Origin of the sequence: Kibdelosporangium aridum (genome assembly GCF_900176515.1) — a bacterium.
Taxonomy (GTDB): Bacteria; Actinomycetota; Actinomycetes; order Mycobacteriales; family Pseudonocardiaceae; genus Kibdelosporangium; species Kibdelosporangium aridum.
On the sequence record NZ_FWXV01000018.1, the window covers coordinates 43,723 to 62,702 of the forward strand.

Annotated in this window: 6 protein-coding genes; 2 read left to right on the plus strand and 4 right to left on the minus strand. The window is 67.4% G+C overall.

Annotated features, from left to right (window positions below; all coding sequences use genetic code 11):
- Position 1: 1 nt before the first annotated feature.
- Genes B9C43_RS51550 through B9C43_RS51565 form a run of 4 tightly spaced genes read right to left on the minus strand, consistent with a single transcriptional unit; the run spans position 2 to position 10,538 of the window.
- A complete protein-coding gene (locus tag B9C43_RS51550; RefSeq protein WP_143447205.1) occupies positions 2 to 3,757 on the minus strand; it encodes a beta-ketoacyl synthase N-terminal-like domain-containing protein in 3,756 nt (1,251 codons plus the stop codon).
- Positions 3,754 to 6,015 (minus strand): non-ribosomal peptide synthetase, encoded by a 2,262-nt coding sequence (locus tag B9C43_RS51555; RefSeq protein WP_084434568.1) that lies wholly within the window; start codon positions 6,013 to 6,015, stop codon positions 3,754 to 3,756. The genes B9C43_RS51550 and B9C43_RS51555 overlap by 4 nt, the downstream gene beginning before the upstream one ends.
- Positions 6,016 to 6,033: 18 nt before the next feature.
- On the minus strand, positions 6,034 to 6,957 hold the full coding sequence (locus B9C43_RS51560; protein ID WP_051898016.1) for a TauD/TfdA family dioxygenase: 924 nt from the start codon (positions 6,955 to 6,957) through the stop codon (positions 6,034 to 6,036).
- 41 nt (positions 6,958 to 6,998) lie between these two features.
- The gene (locus B9C43_RS51565) at positions 6,999 to 10,538 is read right to left on the minus strand and encodes a non-ribosomal peptide synthetase (protein WP_084434570.1); all 3,540 of its coding nucleotides are present in this window, start codon (positions 10,536 to 10,538) and stop codon (positions 6,999 to 7,001) included.
- Positions 10,539 to 11,898: 1,360 nt separating this feature from the next.
- On the opposite strand from B9C43_RS51565, the gene B9C43_RS51570 reads away from it, so the two are divergent.
- The gene (locus B9C43_RS51570; protein ID WP_160097341.1) at positions 11,899 to 14,430 is read left to right on the plus strand and encodes a M64 family metallopeptidase; all 2,532 of its coding nucleotides are present in this window, start codon (positions 11,899 to 11,901) and stop codon (positions 14,428 to 14,430) included.
- Positions 14,430 to 18,968: a DUF6603 domain-containing protein gene (locus tag B9C43_RS51575; RefSeq protein WP_084434572.1), complete on the plus strand. Its 4,539-nt coding sequence runs from the start codon at positions 14,430 to 14,432 to the stop codon at positions 18,966 to 18,968. Before B9C43_RS51570 ends, B9C43_RS51575 begins: the two co-directional genes overlap by 1 nt.
- Positions 18,969 to 18,980: the final 12 nt, after the last annotated feature.

Genomic DNA, 18,980 nt, shown 5'->3' on the forward strand with positions numbered 1-18,980 from the left:
CTCAGAACTGGAAGTCCGGCAGTGCCGGCTCGGTAGCCGACGCGGTACCGGTGTCCTCGCCGAAGAGCTGGAAGAGATCCGCGTCCGGATCGGTGATCCGGTCAAGCAGGGCGAGATACTCCGCCGCCAGGTCGCGAGCGGCCGCGTCGGTGTATTCCAGGCGCACGTCAAGGCGGTTGTCGTAGTCGATACAGCTGAAGTTCAGCGGAAACTTCGCTCCAACCGGCCCGACGTCGAGCAGTTGCACCGCGGGGCCGTCGGTGCCCAGCCTGCGCAGCGGTTGCACGCCGCTCTGGTAGTCGAACATGACGTTGGAGATCGGCCCGCCGTCGCCTGCGGGACGTGCGGCCCGGATGAGCGCGTCGGTCGGCAGTTCGTGGTGCGCCAGCGCGGCCAGAGTCCTTGCCCTGACCTCGGCGAGCAGCGCTCGTACCGGCTGGTCCGGCTGAAGACGCACCCTGGTGAGCACTGTGTTGACGAAACAGCCGATGACGTCCGCGTCGGCCGGGGTCCGGTTCGCGACCGGGGTGGCTATCGGCAGATCTCGCTGTCCGCTGTGCCGCCACAGCAACGCCACCCATGCTGACAGCAACACCATGTGCAGCGTCACCCGTTGTTCGCGCGCGAACCGGACCAGATTCTGATGAGTCGGTCGTGGCACGGTCACCGTGATCGAGTCGTCGACCTGGTCCACCCCCTCGCGCTCCAGGAAACCCAGGTCGATCTCGGCCGGAGCGCCGCTCAGGTACGTCGACCAGAAGTCCCGCAGTTCCCCGCCACGCTCGGAGTCCATTGTGGAGTGTTGCTCGCGGACGTGGTCGAGGTAGGCGCGTACGGGGGAGACCGCTGTGCCGGACAACTCGGCGAACACGGGCCGCCAGCTCCAGCCGTCGAAGAACAGGTGGTGGAAGGACAACAGCAGCGCCGTGCGGCGGCGGTCCGCGGCGTCGACCTGGACCACGGTGAACTTCACGCTGGGAGCGGTGTTCGGGTCGAGAGGCGCGCACGCCAGCGGCGTCAGCCGCTCACACAGCACGGCGTTGAACGCGTCCGCGGGCACGTCTCGCAGGTCGAGCTCTGTCGTTGTCACCGGAACGTCGAGTCGCGGCAGGATACGTTGCACAGGCCCGTCCGGCCCGTCTGCGAGCGTGGCGCGCAGCATCGGGTGGCGGTCGATCATCCGCCCAAGCCGCCCGATGAGCGCCGCTGCGTCGACCTCTTCGTCGAACAGCAGCGCACCCGGCACGACGTAGGTCGCGCTGTCATCCGCCAGTTGGCCGGCCGCCCAGATGGCGGTCTGCTGGCCGGACAGCGGGCCTTCCACGGACTCGGCCGGTTGTGCCGTGAGCACGGCCGCGGGGCGGGAAGCGGCTGGAGTCTGGTCGCGGACCGTGTCGGCCAGCGCCGCGAGATCGGCGCTGTCGAACAGGTCCAGCACGTCGAGGTCGATGCCGAACCAGTCGTTGAGCCGGGTCACGACCTCGACGCCGATCACCGAGTTGCCGCCCGCGCCCAGGAAATCGTCCCGCAGGGTGAGCCCTGGCTCCTTGAGAACCTCGCGCACCACGGTGAGCACGACGTCAGCGGGCCCGACCGGCCGCTCACCTTCGGCAATGGACTCCGCCGCGACGGTGCCCGGCCAGCACGGCGTTTGGTCGGGTGGCGCCACCGGCAGTTCGACGCGACGCCGGGGCACGTCGTCGCTCTGCTCCCACCGTGGAGTTCGGCCCGCGAGAAACAGTGCGAGCAGCACCGGATCGAACCACTGCCGTGGACCTGCTGCCTGGTCGACTCGCACGATCCGGTCCGCAGGCAGCAACTCCGACAACGCACACGACAGCGCGCTGCCAGGAGCGAGGTCGACCACCAGCGGATTACTGACCGCCGCGAGCGCCTGAGTCAGCCGCTGCCGGTCTGGTGCCGCTGCGTGCGCCAAGGCGCCTGCCGCACTGATGGTCTCGCGCAGTCCCGCCTCGCCGCGGGCGTACCGGGCCGTGGCCGTCCCGATTCCGTGGCCGAGGACCAGGTCCGGGTGGATCGCGAGATCACCGAGTACCTCGTACTCGCCGACCATGCGCAGGACGGCGACCTCGTTCGCGCCGACGGGCTTCCCGGCCTGTTCAGCCACCCGGCGGAATCCGGGGTACGCGCGCGCAAGTGCGTCCACATCGGACTGATCGGCGTCGCCGGAGCCGAACGCGAAGACCACGGACACCGGCTCCGGCACGGTGAACTCACCCGCCGTCACCTCGTCGAGCCGGGCCATGAGTTCCGCGGTGTCCGACACACGCCAGCCACAGCGGTAGGCGAAGTGTTCCCGGCCCGTTGTCGACACCCAGCTCACCGCGTCGAGGTCGGTGCCGACGGCGTCGACGGCCCGGCGTGTCGCGGAGACATGCTCTCGCAACGACTCCGGGGTCGGCGCGGACAGCACCACCACCCTCGCGCCGGTGGTGTCCGGCCAGGGCCGCGTCACGTACTGCTCGACCACGGCGTGCGCGTTGGTCCCGGACAGGCCGAACGAACTGATTCCCGCCCGCCTCGGTGTGTCGTGCGACTCCCAGGGCGAGACGCGCTGCGCGATGCGAATGGGTGTGCCTTCCAACGGAAGCAACGGATTCGGTGCGGTGAACCCGGCGGTCGGGAAGAACGTCGCCGTCCTGAAGCGGGTGAGGACGCTGACCAGACCGGCGAAGCCCGACATCGCGCCAAGGTGCCCGAAGTTCGCCTTCACCGAGGAGATCTCACAGCCGTGCGGGTGTGACGCGCCGGCGAAAGCGTCGGCCAGTCCCTCGATCTCCAGTGGATCGCCGATCCTGGTGCCGGTGCCGTGCGCCTCGATGTACCCGATTGTGGCGGGGGCGGTCTCGGCGTCGCGCCACGCCGCCTTGATCACCTCGGTCTGGGCGTGTGGGCTGGGAGCGGTCAGACCGTTCCCGCGTCCGCCGTCGGAGTTCACTGCTGTTCCACGGACGACGGCGTGTATGAAGTCGCCGTCCTCCTGTGCGTCTTTCAACCTTTTCAGCAGCACGAAACCGCCGCCTTCGCCGTAGCCCGCACCATCGGCGAGGTGATCGAAAGGCCTGCACCTGTCAGTCGGTGACTCGACGCCGAGGCCGTGCTCGTCATCCATCCGCTGCGGCGGGGAACCCAGGTGCAGGGCGAATCCGCCGACCAGCGCGAAATCCACCTCGCCAAGCGCGAGCTTGATCCGCGCTTCGTGCAGGGCGACCAGGAACGACGAACACGCAGTGTCCACCGCGAGCGCGGGGCCACGCAGGTCGAGCACGTAGGCGATGCGGCCCGCCGCGTTGGCGTGCAGATTGCCGACCCAGGCCGGGCCACTGTCCTGGGTCACCGCCGGCAGCAGGTCGTACAGATCGGTCCGCGGCCCGCCGTTGGCCGCGACGTACACGGCCACCCGCCCGCCGCGCAGCTCCCGCGGCGAGTAGCCGGCGTTGCCGATCGCCGCGACCGCCAACTGCAACGCGCGGCGCTGCCTGGGGTCGGTCAACTCGGCCTCCGCGCGGGACATGCCGAAATAGCGGTGATCGAAACCGGCGACGTCCTCGATCCAGCCGGCCTCCCGGTCGGCCGGACCGGGCACCACGCCGGTGACCTTGGCCCTCGACTCCGGCAGCGGCCGGACGGTGTCCCGTCCCGACGCCAGCAGATCCGCCATGTCCGCCCAGTCCTGGACCTGGGGCAGCTCGAAGGCGACCCCGACGACCGCGACCGCGCGCGGCGGGGCGCTCACAGTTCCACCACGGCTGGGGCGATCCTGGCGTCGGCGGGCGTAGCGTCGTCGAGAGCGGCGGCGAGGCCGGCGATCGACGGGTGCTTGAACAGCGTCGCGATGGTCAGTGCCGGATAGTGCTTGCGCAGCTTGCCGTACACCACGAGCGACTTGAGCGAGTCGCCGCCGGCTTCGAGGAACTTCTCGTGCCGCCCGATCCCGGACCGCTTCAGCACGGTCTGCCAGATCTCGGCCACCAGTTGCTCGGTGCCGGTGCGCGGCGCGTCGGTTTCCCGTGCGGCGGTGGGAAGGACCTGTGCACGCAGCCGGGCGAGGTCGGCTTTCCCGTTGGCGGTCAACGGGATCGCGGCCACCAGGTGCACGGTCTGCGGGATCAGGGTGGCGGGCAGCTTGTTCCGCAGTGGCGCGAGGACCGAGACGGACGACGCGACCACGTAGGCGACCAGCTCACCTTCGTCCGCGGTCACGACCGCGTCCGCGACGCCCGGCAACGCTGTCAGCGCGGCCTCGATCTCACCCGGCTCGACCCGATGCCCCCTGATCTTGAGCTGCCGGTCGACACGGCCGAGGAACTCCAGCTCGCCAGAGGCGTTGCGCAGCATCCGGTCACCTGTTCGGTACCACCGGATGCCGTCAGTCGAGCGGGTGAACGCGGTGTCAGTCGCCGCCGGGTCGCCGAAGTATCCCGTCGCCAATCCCCGGCCGCCCAGCCACAGCATCCCCGGCACTCCGTCGATCACCGGTTCGCCCACTCCGTCCACAAGGGATGCACGCACACCGTTCAGCGGCGCACCGACAGGGATCCTCTCGCCACCGGTTGACCGGACGTGATGGGTCAGCGCGCCGATGGTCGTCTCCGTGGGGCCGTAATGGTTGTACAGGGCGATATCCGGCCGGGCAGTGAGGATGTGGCGCGCCAGCGTGGGCGGGAACGACTCGCCGCCGACGATGAGGACCCGCCGGGGCAGCACCGCGGCCAGGTCACCGCCGGTCGCCAGTGCGGCCAGGTGGGACGGCGTGACCTTGAGACAGTCGACCGGATAGCGGTCCAGTTCGGTGCGCAGCGCGACGGGGTCGAGGACGACATCCCGGTCGAAGACATCCAGCCGAGCACCTGCGAACAGCGCTCCGTACACGCTGGTGTTGCCGAGGTCGGAGGCGAACGTCGTGGTGATCCCGAAACTTTCCACAGTGGACGACGAGATCCGGTCGAGCAGCGCGTCGACGTATCCGACAAGCGCACGGTGCGGGACGTCCACGACCTTCGGTCTCCCGGTCGAACCCGATGTGCACACCAGATAGGCGCGGTCGTCGGCCCGGCAAGGAACCGGCCGGTACGGCGCCCGCCCGGCATCGGCGATCCGCAGCAGCGGAATGCCCACTCTGGCGAGTCTGGGCGCTGAGGACTCGTCACAGATGACAGCGTCCGCGTTGATCTGCGCGAGAGCATCGGTGATGCGGGAATCCGGATCGCCTGGGGCCAGATGCGCGTACGCGGCTCCCACCGCCCAGCTGCCCAGCGCGGCGATGACCGGCGCCGCCGACGCCTCCAGCACGGTGGCCACGACACCGGATTCTCCGATCCCGTGCGCTCGCAACCATTCAGCCACGCCGCCTGCCCGTTCGGCCAGTTCGGCGTAGGACAGCACTGTGTCGTGGTGTCGCACTGCGGGCCGGTCCGGACCGGCCCGCAGTGCCGCCGAGAACGCGTCTGCCCCGCTGCGATCATCACGCGGGATGTCCACGTGCTCAGGCCTGCGGCCGACAATGATGCCGCGCAGCCGCACCCGTGCGTCGGCCACCGTGTCATGTGTCCCAAGACTGTCCACAAGGGACACGAAGCAGCTGATGAGCTCTTCGGCGGTGTGTTGCGGAACGAGGGCGCGGTCATAACCGAGCACAACCGCTTGCTCTGTCACGCGCAGGGTGAGAGTTGCGCCTTCCGTTGGACCGGCGAACCGGATCCGGCCGGGTTGCCGGTTCTCAGCGATGTCCGGTACGGCCTGTGCCTCGGCGACGAGGGCGGAGATCGACGTCTCCGGCCGCAACCGAACGTCCCAGTACTGCCCGGAGCCCAGTGACACCGGCACATCGGCCCACGAGAACAACCGGTCAAGCACCAGGCGCCAGACGACAAGGCACATCGCGTCGTCCGAGCTGAGACGCTGTGCGGCGGTGAGATCACGGACGAGTTCGCCGTGGCCGGTGCCGTCCGGCACCGGCGGAATCGGCCACTCGATGGGATCGGGTGCAGACATTTCTCGCTTCCCCCCGGCTCAGTGCTCGGCGAGGCGTGACCGGGCGATCCCGGACATGGCCACGCACACCTGTCGCGGGCCGGTGAACGACTCACGGCCATGCGCGATGGACTGGTTGTCGACCACCAGAACGTCCCCGGCACACCACGGTGGCCGGACGGTCTCCGCGTCGATGGCCGCGCGGATCTCGTCGAGCATGTCGTCAGGAATCGGTGTGCCATCACCGAAACGAGCGTTCCTGGGCATGCCGTCCTCGCCGAGGGCGTCGTGCAACGCGGCACGGACATCCGGCGGCAGAGCGGACGGGTGGAAGAGATTGGCTTGGTTGAACCAGCTCGCCACGCCCGTGCGCGGGTGAGTCAGCACGCCTTCCACGACCTCCCTGGTGCGCAGGCGATCGTCGTCCAGCCACTCGAACTCGATTCCCTGTTCGCGCAGCCGATCCGCGAGCTCGGCACGGTCCTCGGTGCGGAACACGTGCTGCCAGGTCAGGTCGAATCCCGTGTTGTAGTTGCGCTCGTACATCACGTTGCGGCTCGCGAACGCCTCGCGCACGGGGTCGGACAGGCGGTCGAGCACACGCCGGTAGTCGGCGAGTGTGGTCGCCCCGCCGGTCTCGGCCGCCACACCGCACCAGAACCACAGGTACTGCGGCCAGCTTCGCCGGTACGACATCTCGTTGTGCAGCGGGATCTGCTGGTCCGCTGGGTACTCCGTCGACGTGAACACCCGCCCCGAAAGCTCGGTGCGAGGCGTGGACGGCTCTTCGTAGTCGAGCAGGTCCGGCGTCGCACTCGTCACGGCGCGGCGGAACGCGTCGACGTCGGGAACACCGAACCCGCGCAAGAGCACCGCTCCCGTCCGGTCCAAGTGGCTGAGCAGCTCCGGCCACGCGCCGGTGAGCCACTCGTCGAGCGGACGCCGGTCCGGCGCGTCGATCACGTGGGGGAGTGTGCGTGTGCGCTGCACGAATCGTCGTCCCTTCAGTCTCGGATGAGGTCGGCAACGTGGCCGGCCGGGTTCTCGGTCAGTCGTGCCAGCCGGTCGGCATACTGGTCGAGCCAGCCGTCGATCGTCGGGGTGTCGAACAGGTCGCTGGCGAACTCGGCTGACACGGCGGCGCCTGCCGCGTTCTCCTCGACCTCGACGACGAACTCGAGCTTCGCGGCGCCGCGGTCGATCAGCACCGGTGTCACGGACGTCCCGGTGAAGGCGGCTCGTGCCCGTTGCCTGCCGTGGAAGGCGAAGAAGGCCTGGACCAACGGTGGTCTGCTGGCGTCCCGGCCGGTGACGAGCCCGGCGACGAGTCGTTCGAACGGCACGTACTGGTGGTCGAGTGCGTCAGCTGCCATGCGTGCCGTGCCGGCGATGTAGTCCGGCACGGAGCGAGCGGGGTTCACGTCCAGCCGCAGCACCATCGTGTTGGCGAAGAACCCCACCGTCCGCTCGGTGTCCGGGGTCGGCCGCCCGGCCGCGGAGGACCCGATCACCAGGTCGCCACTGCCGGTGAGGCCGCTCAGCGTCAGCCCGAAGGCCGCCAGGTGCACGACGTACGGCGTGACCCGGTTCGCTTTGGCCAGTTCCTCGGCGGCGTGCCACACGTGCGGCGGGAGGGGCCGCGATCGCTTGCCGCCCCGATAAGTGATCCGCGGCGGTCTCGGCCGAGCCGTCGGAAGGTCCACGACGGTCGGCGCACCGGCGAGTGTGGCCAGCCACTCCGCCGTCTCATTGTCTACTTCGGACTTACTGCGGGTCGCGTGCCACGCGAGATAGGCGTTCATACCGGGTTCGACGTGGCCGTGCATCTGCTTGCCCTGCAGGCGCGCGGCGTAGGCCTCGGCGAGATCCTGGTCGACGACGTCCACCGAAAGGCCGTCGCACACGAGGTGATGGAAGACCAACGTCACCAGATGCTCGTGTGCGCCGACCCGGAAGACCGACGCACGTAGCAGCGGGCCGGTCGCGAGATCGAAGGCAGTGCCCGCGACAAGGCGAGCCTCGCGCATCGCCGCCTCCCGATCGGGTACGTCGACCACCGGCACGGGAATCGTGATCTGGTCGGCGATCGACGCCTGCAGTTCGCCTGACCGCAGGACGAAGGTCGTCCGCAGGGAGGGATGCCGGGCGACGACGTCGTTGAGCGCATGGGTGAGCGCGGTCGTGTCCAAACTTCCCATCACCCACACGGCCGCCGGTTCGTTGTAGGCGACACTCGCCATCGGCTCGAACTGGCTGACGAACCAGATCCGCCGCTGCCCCGGCGACACCGTCATCTCTGCTGCCGGCGAGGCCGCGACTGGGGTTGCCGGTTGCTCAGTGATCGCGGCGACCACGTCAGTGAGCGCGGCGCCGCCAAGCAGGGCCGCGACCGGCACTCGGGCGCCAGACCGCTGCGCGAGCCTCGCCGCGACCCGCACGGCCTGCAGTGACGTCCCGCCGAGGTCGATGAAGCTGTCATGCCGCCCGACCGGGGTCACGCCGAGCACTTCTGCCCAGATCTCCGCGAGCGTGGCCTCCGCTCCCGGGCTGGCCGGGGAGTAGGGCAGATGTGCCGGCCGCCCGGTCGAGGTCCACGAGCGCAGCGCGGCGCGATCGACCTTGTGGTGGACAGTCGTGGGCAGTGTGGCCAGCGCGATGATGTCGGACGGCACGAGATACGCGGGCAGCCGGCGCTCGATGTCGGCCCGTACCCGCTCGACGGTGGTGTTCCCGTCCAGCACCACGAACCCGACGAGCCGTGCGGTGGAACCGTCCTCTTTGGATACAACGGCGCAGGATCGGACACCGGGCATGGCGGCCAGCACGGCCTCCACCTCGCCAGGTTCGACGCGGTGCCCCCTGATCTTCACCTGGCCGTCCGCCCGGCCGACGAACTCCAGTTCGCCGTCGGGCGACCACCTGCCGAGGTCCCCGGTCCGGTACATCGGTTCGCTCGCGTTCCCGGTCAGCGGGTGCGGCTGGAACCGTTCGGCCGTCAGCGCCTCGTTGTGCAGGTAGCCCCTGGCCACACCGGCGCCGCCGATGTGGATCTCGCCGATGACGCCCACCGGGACCGGCTGCCGATTCCGGTCGAGCACCAGCACTTCCACGCCCGGCAGTGGCGTGCCGATCGGTGGGGCGGTGTTCTCCCGAACCGTCGTGGTGAGCGTTGCCAGCACGCTGGTCTCGGTGGGGCCGTAGCAATGCACGAAACGGCGGCCGCGGCTCCACCTGACGGCCACGTCCGCACCGCACGTCTCCGCCCCGGTGTAGAGGTGGGTGAGGCCGGGCAAATCGTGCTCGGGGAGCTCGGCGAGCAGTGACGGCGGCAGGTGAACGCTGTTGATCCTCTTGGCGCGCAGGAAGTCGAGCAGTTCAAGCCCCGCTGCCGCGTCCCCGGCGGCGGCGAAGACCACCGTGCCGCCCACGCTGAGGGGAGGGAAGATCTCCAGAACCGACGCGTCGAAGGTGGCGGCGGCGAACTGCAGGATGCGGGTGTGCGGCCCAAAGTCGTACGGCGCGCGGACCGCACGCATGAGGTTCGCGACGCCGCGGTGCTCGACGAGCACTCCCTTTGGTTTGCCGGTCGATCCGGACGTGAAGATCACGTAGGCGAGGTCGCGCGGAGATACCTCCGGCAGCGGCACCTCGGGACAGGCCTGCGACGACTCGACGTGCAGGAGGTCGAAACCCGTTCCTGGCAGCACCTTTTGTGTCTCGGCACTGGTCACGACGATCGCGGGCCGGGCGTCTGCGAGCAGATGGGCGACGCGCCCGGGCGGGTGCGTCGGGTCGAGCGGCACATAAGCACCGCCCGCCCTGACTATGCCGAGCATCGCGACCACCATGTCCGGACTGCGCGGCAGGCACAGTCCGACCAGATCACCGTGGCGCACACCGTGATCGACGAGCCGCATGGCCATTCGGCGCGATCGGGTGTCCAGGTCGGCATAGGTGATGCGCTCGTCGCCGCGCTCGAGCGCGATCGCGTCCGGCCGCAGAAGTGCCTGCTCACCGACAAGAGCGTGGATCGTCGCGTCGCTCCATGTGGGCTGCGGCCCGTGCGCGAACACGCGGGTCACCTGGTCGTGCTCTGCGTCGGTGAGCAGCGGGAGATCGGCAACTCTTGCCTTGGAATCCGAAACGGCCGCCAGGACGGCCCGAGCGAGATGTCCGGCATGCCGATGAGCGATCCGGCCCCTTACCCCGGCCCGGTCTGGCCCGGTCAGCAGGAGATCCACGTCCGGATGCCCGACGACGGCGACTCGGCTGCCCGCGACCGTGGATCGCACCCGGCCGACCAGCTCGTCGAAATCCGGTCCGTCCGCCAGGTCGATGACGATCACACACTCGGTGTCCCGCAAGGTGATCGCCACATCCGCACGGACGGAGTACCTCGACAGCACCGCGACGTGCGCCGCGAGCACCACGACATCGGCCCCGATCCCGCGGACTGCCGCGAATCGCGTCACCGCCTCGACGTCGAGTGGAACGGTGACGACATCGCCGGAATAAGTGGCATGGTCGAACCCAGTGCGTGACATGACATGATCCCCAGTCGATCCAGCGCCGCTCAATAATTCATCGATACAGTTCAGGCTGCCCGGCCGGTGCGTCGAAGGCACGGGCGTGAACCGGGCACCCGTTCCCGCGCTTCGGACGTGGCGAATCGGGGTGGAAGTGATCGAATCGGCGACTGTCGCAACTGGATACTGATATTGCCCTTTTCGGGCAGCGATGAATTCGGCGATCTGTCAAGATCGACAGAATGGCGAGGCATTTTCGGTGTCCCCCTGATATGCGGATCTCAAGGGCATGGCTGCGCGTAGCCCAGCCGCCCTACCCCCAGTGGCCGGCATCCCCATCTGTGCGCGGCAACGATCATCGGCCGTGCTCAGTCCCCAGGTCCCTGTGCTGGCCGGCCACCCCGGTCGGACCTGGGAGAAAGAAGTTCACATGCGTAAGCCCATAGAAGCTGAACCCTTTTCGCCATGAGCTGGTCAGCCGAGTCGGACTGAGACAGTTCGCCTCGGCGGTTCTTGTTCGCGCATGCGCGCACTCCCTCCCTTCGCTGTGCCACTGGAATCTGGTCGACCCGAACCAAGATCTACTGAAGTGGCCAGCCCCTCCTTAGAGTCGCGGTCAGTGGCGGGGTACGTCGATTTGCATCACGCGCACCTAATGTAGCGCCACTGTGCGTCACGTTTTGAGGCTAACCGCTGCCGCTGACGGTCGCAACGGTAAGTTTTTCCAATTCGGGCGGTATTGAAACCCGGTGCGACAGCGATGACATGGAGGTTCGGTGCGGGTAGACTGCATGACCCCATATCGGACGCCCGGCTGAGTACCAGATCGGCGAGACCGCCGCTACCGCAGGCGGCGAACAAGGACTCCCGGGGTGGTGTTGGCGGAGTAGGTCGCTCGTACGACGCCATAGCGAGTCGTCGAGTATCTCTGTTGATGACGTCCAGCACCTACGGCGTTGCGGAGATCTGGTTGATCGTCTGCTGCAATCAGGAAGGCGCCGTGGTGCCGAGGCCGCGGCAAGGCTGCCTGCACTGTCCATTGCAGACGACAACGTGGGGGAGACTGGCGGGTTGAGTTGCGCGTCAAGCTGGAGGCGATGTCATGAACTGCGCTGAAGTACTTGGAACGGAACCGGTTTGGCGTCGGTGTTCACTGGTCCCGCCGGGACGGTCCTTTGTGGATGAAGCCGCTCGTGCAGGTTCGTATCACGGCGGTCGCGACAAGCCGTTGATTCTGGACAAACACTCACGTGGGGGACCGGGCTGTTAGTGAGAGGTGGGCTGCCCGTAGGGGTAGTCCATCAGCCGGATGGTTGACGGCCGAACGGAGCATGGTCAGGGTGGAGATCAAGTCCTTGCCGACGGGGGTGTCCTGGCAATGCAACAGTTTTCCGACCTGGTGCTGTTTCCGCACTGCGATATGCACATGTTGCTGTCGGGACCGATCAAACTCAAACCGCGCGTGTACGTCCGCACCGAGCCGGCGCCTGGGCAGTATCTCCTGACTCTGGTCAACAACCCGATGTTCGAGTTCTTCGCGCCCAACAATCTCGTCGGTCAACGTCGCAACGGCCTGCCGAGGATCGATCTGGATGGCGCGATCACCGCCACAAAGGTGGGCGTGTACCTTTTCCAGGTTCAGGTCGCCGACAAGTCCATCGTCGGCAGGCTGCAGGTCCACTCCGAAATGCTGAACTGGTGGTTCGGCAACGACAGCATCACCACGGCGCTGGACCCGAAAATCGCGCACGCCCAGCCGTCCATTTACGCGCGGTTCAAGGCGAACGAGGGCGTCGACGAGGTCGGGGACATCACCGGCCACGGCTACGTCACCCTGTCGTCGCGAGATCCGGGCAAAGTCGTTGTCGCTGACGAGGGCCGGGTGCGTGGTCTTGTCGAAACGGTCGACCTGATGGAAGCGACCAGCATCGACGGAAAACTTCCCGGCGCCCCGGACAAGGACAAATCACTCACGGTGTTCGTGGTCGACTATGCCAAGCCGCGCGCCGTCGATGTGGTGCGCCGCAATGATCTGTCGAACGTCGACGACATGCAGAACGTTATTTTTCTGCCGGAGGGGTTTCACGAGGCCGACAAACAGAGGTTCGAACGTACCGTGGACGTCGTCGTGGACGAGATGTTCAATACGCGACGGCACGAGCCGTATGGCCGGCTCAAGGCGCGGTTCAACGTGTTCCGCAGCTATGCGGCTTCCATCCAGACGGCACTCACGCCTGGCTTCCGTGTCACGGACAACACGATGATCACCGGTGTGACCGGACTGCCGATTCCCTTCAACGGCAAGATCGCCGGCGGTGACCCGCCGAATACCTACACCATGGATCAGCTCGTGAAGCGTGTGGGTCTGCCCATCCCCGGTGACACGCGCGACAAACAAGCATTCCTGAACCTGTGGAGTTCTCAGAGCCTCGACGATTTCACGCCAGCGAATGTCAGTGACAGGTTGTTCCTGGCGTGGCGGGCGCACAGCTCCACGGGCATTCTCGCTGCGCGTGACACGTTTTTCGGCTTTCAGCTCGGCCGGCGCTGGGCCGAGCGTTATTCCGACACCGACGGGGTGGAGCCTCCCGGGGCTGACGACCCCAGCGATCCGAAGCTGAAACCCTTCGTCAAACGCGTGTACAGCTTCTACGACACCGTTGCCACCCGTTTCGTGACCCTTGATCCTCGTCGGCATCCGCCTGAGCGGTACGCGGGCTCCTCTGCGGAGAACCCGCACACGTCGCTGATGGACTATGTCCGCAACCTGCGGCATGCAACCACTGCCATCGGCAACGTCTGGGTGCCGGAAGACAAGTTCAAGCGTAGTCGTGGCCTGATCACTGTTGTCGCTTTCGACCCGTTCCATGGCGGGACGAACATCAACGTGCAGACAATCGCCGCGCAAACGACCGGTTCGGACAAATCGATTCGCTACGAGTACACCACGGATCCGGATCTGGATCCGGCGGTGATGCACCGCGCCATACCGGGCACGTCGATCATCGATTTCACGCAGGTCGCGGACACGGTGGCGCACGAGTTCGGGCACTCCTTCAACCTGGGCGACGAGTACGAAGAAGCGGGGAAAACCAATGACGACCCCGATGCCGCACGCGCCGAGGACCTTGCGTCCGACAATCTGGCCAGGCTTGGCAAGATCCGAGCGAACCCCACCGAGAGATTGTTCGACCCGCGGCTGGTCAAATGGATCGATCTGCCCCGGATCGCCCATTCCGCCCGGCTGGTGAAAGCCTCGGCGGCTGATGGCAGCGCGATCAAGGTCTTCATCAAGCCGAGCAGCGCCGCCGAGTGGGACATGTTGAAGACCGCCGGGGTCCGGGCGAACCTGCTGAGGTTCGCGCCGACATCTGAGGGTGTTCAACTTCCGCTGACGAAGGGCGACCCGACGACGTACGCGGCCGACCTGTCCATTGTGCATGTCGACAGGGGTTCCGGTGCGGTGACCCTGAAAGGCGCCGGGCTGCCGCCGCCCGCGGCCTACCCCGCGTTCGGCACGGGCTCGTTGTTGTTCGTGCCAGTGCGGCACAACAACCGGGAAGTCTCCATTGTGCGTCCCGAAGTGCTCGACCTCCTTTACGGCGAACAGAAACCACTCAACGCCGTGGACAACAACACGGTTGCCAATACCGGTCCCGACACCCCGCGCCCGATTCCCGGTCTGCCCAGCCGTCTGCGACGACGAGGGCTCATCGGCGTCTATGAGGGCGGCGGCCGCTACCCGGGTGGCAACTTCCGTCCAGCGGGTGTGTGCAAGATGCGCGACCAGACCGCGGCGGGCGAGTCGGGCGAGTTCTGCCACGTCTGCAAGTGGCTGATCGTCAACCGGGTGCATCCCGGCTGGCATGCCTGGCTGGAACAGTGGCACTACCCGGGAGGGCAGCCGTAATGGCCGGCACCGTCGAGAAGATCGCGGCCGAGGTCGGCAAGGCCCTTGTGCCGCTGCGCGACGCTCTGGAGAGCCCGCAGGCGTTCAGCGGGTTGCTGCGTGAGCTGGGCTGGTCGGCCGAGGTGATTCCGCAACCGATCGCGGATCTCGGGGCGGGCATCGAAACCCTTGCGGAGGCTGATGATCCGGCCAGGGTGCTGCACGGCGTCCAGTCGGTGATCAACGGGATCCGGGCGATCGCGAACGCACCGGATTCGGCGATCCCGGAAGCGCTGCGGGTGGACGGGTTCCGCGAAAAGTTCCCCAAGCAGCTGCTCGACTACCTCATTGTCACGTACCTGCACTACTACCAGCCGGTGCTCGGGTCCGCGTTGCAGACGCTGGGGATCGTCAAGACCGGGTACGTGCCACCGGCCGGGAATCGGCCGTCCTATACGCACGTCGAACTCGATATCGCTGACATCCCTCGTGTGCTCTCCGATCCGTCCGGCGTGCTGAAGGACGCTTTCGGTTGGGGCGAGGCAGGATTCGACTTCGCCAAGTTCGCAGCCCAGGTCGACAATCTGCTGATGGCCGCCGGTGTGTCGGTGAACAGGGAGTACCTGCCCGAAGAGACCGCGGATGCGGTGCAGAGCACGGAAAGACCGTTCGGGGCGGCTCCCGTTCGTGTGGTGAAGGGACTGCTCTTCGAGCACCTCGTGGCGAAGGATCCTGGGCCAGAGCCGGCGTACGCGCGGATCGCGGGCGAGGTGCGCCTGGTCGGGTTGCCCGGTGAGAAGCCGGGAATCGTTCTCCTGCCGTACTTTTCGGGCGAGGTGAACAAGGAACTCGAGCTGGCGCCGGGTGTCACGCTGATCATCCGCAGCGACCTGGACCTGCGGGGCGGGGTCGCGTTGCAGATCCGGCCAGGGGAGCCGATCAAGACCGTTGTCGGGTTCGAGAACGAGGGCACGCCGGGCACGCGCAACGGTTCGATCGAGATCATCATCCAACGCGGGCCAGCCGACGGCGAGCCGATCCTGATTCTGGGGTCGGAGGGCGGCACACGTCTGCAGTACCGCCAGATCAGCGGGACCGGCGGCGTCCGGCTGGACGACGAAGGCGTGGACGTCTATGCCGAGTTCGAGCTACAAGGCCTGGAATTCGTCCTCTCGGCGGGTGGCGGCGCCGACGGGTTCATCGCCAAGATCCTGCCGGGCGGTGGTTTCACCGCCGGCGCCGACGTCACCATTGGGCTGTCCTATCGCGACGGTTTCTACCTCCGTGGGACGTCCGAGCTGGAGCTGCAGATCCCCACGCACATCAAGATCGGCCCGGTCGAGGTTCAGGCGCTGACGATCTCCGTGTCCCCATCGGGCGACGGTGTCCCGATCGGACTCGGCGCGAACATCAAGGCCCAGCTCGGCCCGATCACGGCCGTGGTCGAGCAGATCGGGCTCACCGCCGACTTCCGGTTCACCGACGACGGCTCCCTCGGACCGCTGGATCTCGATCTGGGCTTCAAGCCGCCGAAGGGCGTCGGGCTCTCGGTCGACGCCGGGATCGTCTCCGGCGGCGGCTACTTGTACTTCGACCCGGACCGGGGCGAGTACGCGGGCGCGCTCGAGCTCGAGTTCGCGGGTCTGGTCGCGCTCAAGGCGATCGGGCTGATCACGACGAGGATGCCGGACGGCAAGGACGGTTTCTCGCTGCTGATCGTCATCGCTGCCGAGTTCGGCGGTGGCGGTGTCCAGCTCGGGTTCGGGTTCACGCTGCTCGGCGTTGGCGGCGTGCTCGGGCTCAACCGCCGGATGGACTTCGCCGCGCTGGTGGAGGGCGTGGTCAACGGCTCGATCGAGTCGGTGATGTTCCCGCAGGACGTGATCGCCAACGCGCCGCGGATCATCAGCGACCTGCGGAGGTTCTTCCCGCCGGAGGACGGCCGGTTCCTGGTCGGGCCGATGGCCAAGATCGGCTGGGGCACGCCCGCGCTGGTCACCGTGTCGCTCGGGGTGATCGTGGAGATCCCGCCGGGCAACATCGCGATTCTCGGTGTCCTCAAGTGCGTGCTGCCCAACGAGCACGTTCCGCTGCTGGTGCTGCAGGTCAACTTCATCGGCGCGCTCGAGGTCGACAAGTCGCGGCTGTGGTTCTTCGCGAAGATGTTCGACTCGCGCATCCTGACGATGACCATCGACGGCGGCATGGGACTGCTTGTCGACTGGAGCGACAACCCGGACTTCGTGCTCTCGGTCGGCGGGTTCCACCCGTCGTTCCGGCCGCCGCCGCTGCCGTTTCCCGTGCCACCGAGGCTGTCGGTGGACATCCTGAACTCGCCAGGCCGGCTGATCCGGGTGTCCGGCTACTTCGCGGTGACCAGCAACACCGTTCAGTTCGGCGCGAAAGCCGAGCTGCGGCTGGGCTTCAGCGACTTCGGGATCGAAGGGCACCTCGCTTTCGACGCGCTGTTCCGGTTCTCGCCGTTCGCGTTCATCATCGAGATCTCCGCCGGGGTGTCGCTGAAGGCGTTCGGTGTCGGCCTGTTCGGCATCGACCTGCGGTTCACCCTGGAGGGCCCGTCGCCGTGGCGGGCGCACGGACGTGGCTCGATCTCGTTGCTGTTCTTCGAGATCTCGGCGGACTTCGACATCAGCTGGGGTGAGGAACGCAACACCACGCTGCCGCCGGTCGAGGTGCTCGAGTTGCTGGAGACCGAGATCCGCAAAGTCGAGGGCTGGCAGACCCGGCTGCCCGCCGGCGGCTTCAATCCCCTTGTCTCGTTGCGGAAACTGGACGAGAACGACGACCTTGTGCTGCACCCGCTCGGCACCCTGTTCATTCACCAGCGAGCCATCCCGCTCGACGTGCGGATCGACCGCGTCGGCGCGCAACGTCCCAGCGACGGCAAACGTTTCAGCGTCATCCCGCTGAACGGCAGTGGCCTGGAACGAGCGTCGATCACCGGCGACAAGTTCGCGATGGCCCAGTTCCAGGACATGGACGACGCCACGAAGCTGTCGCGTCCGGCGTACGAGGATCAGGACGCGGGCCTTGAGCTGACCGCGGACAAGGGCGCGATCGACTCGCCACGGGTGGTCCGCCGGAGTGCTCGTTACGAGCTGCATGTCATCGACAACGAGTCACCCAGGGAACCGGGGGCGACCACCCTGCTCGCCGCCGAGCCGGTCACGCGGACCCGCGGCAAGCTGTACCGCCCGCCCGCGATGGTGTTCAACCAGATGCTGGAAGGCAGCAGCACAGCGCGTTCACCGCTGTCCCGACGGGAAGCGCGACTGCTGCAACCGTTTGCGGCAGAGGAGACCGTGCGGGTCATCGGTGATCGCTTCATCGTGGCCTATCTGCGTAACAACTCGCAGGCTTTCCCGCCGGCCAAGGCCAAGGTGACCGCGTCGAGCTTCCGCAGCGCGGCGGCCGCGACCGACGCGTTGGCGGACTGGGTCTTCACGGACGCGGACCTGGCCGGGCAGCTGCATGTGATCCGTCAGACGGAAGTCCGTGGCGGGGCCGTGGCAGAGCCTGGAAAGTGGTCTCTCGCCGCGACGCCGAAGTCCGTCACCGCCGGTACCGACCCAGTTCTGCCGACCGGCGGGAAGGTGCTCGTGGCCGGTGCGACGACAGCGGTGTACGACCCGATCACGGCGACCTGGGAACCAGACTCGGCACCATTGGCAACGCCCAGGAGCCGCCATAGCACGACGAGACTGCGCGACGGCCGGGTAGTGGCTGCGGGCGGACTCGACGCGAACGGCAGGACGCTGAACTCGGTCGAGGTCCTCTCCGCAGGCGCGTGGACGACGACCCAAAGCCTGAAGACCGCGCGCTCAGGGCATTCCGCCGTGATGGTCAAGGGGCAACTGATGGTCATCGGCGGCACGAGCGACCGTGGCGCGGCGCTGGCATCGGCCGAGCTGCTCAACCCGGACACCTTGGAGTGGACCGAGACCACTCCGATGCACTACGCCCGCACCGGACACCAGACCGTGCTGTTCGACGACGGCAAGATCATGGTCATCGGTGGTGCTTTGCCGACCGGGCAAGGCGATCAGGCGATGACGTTCTGCGAGATCTACGACCCGGTGACCAGGAGCTGGACCCAGACCGGCAGCCTGCTCACCCCGCGCAAAGGCCACCAGGCGACGCTGTTGGACGGCAACCGCGTCCTCGTCACAGGTGGCGACGCAGTCCCGGGGATTCCGTACCGGGTGGACAGTCTCGCGTCGGCCGAGATCTACGACCTGGCAGACGGTAAGTGGCAGCCTGCCGGCGACATGCCCGGCGGCGGCCGAAGTGGACACCGGAGCTTCCGGACACGCGCGGGTGTGCTGGTCTTCGGCGGTGCCGGCCGTCCGCGAGCCGCCTCAGGCGCCCGCAACTGCTTGCTGTTCAACCCAACCAACAACACGTGGACGGTCACCGGCCCATTGGCTACCGGCCGCTGGGACATCCCGGCTGTCGTCCTCGCCGACGGGCGTGTGCTCGCCGTCGGCGGCCGGGCGCAAGACGGGCTCGCCGCCACCGCGGAGATCTACCTGCCATGAAGAAAGGTTCGA

What these genes read in the sequence shown, in the direction of transcription:
- B9C43_RS51575 (WP_084434572.1), top strand. Translation starts at nt 14,430, where the DNA reads ATGGCCGGCACCGTCGAGAAGATCGCGGCCGAGGTCGGCAAGGCCCTT.
- B9C43_RS51555 (WP_084434568.1), bottom strand. Translation starts at nt 6,015, where the DNA reads ATGTCTGCACCCGATCCCATCGAGTGGCCGATTCCGCCGGTGCCGGAC.
- B9C43_RS51565 (WP_084434570.1), bottom strand. Translation starts at nt 10,538, where the DNA reads ATGTCACGCACTGGGTTCGACCATGCCACTTATTCCGGCGATGTCGTC.
- B9C43_RS51570 (WP_160097341.1), top strand. Translation starts at nt 11,899, where the DNA reads ATGCAACAGTTTTCCGACCTGGTGCTGTTTCCGCACTGCGATATGCAC.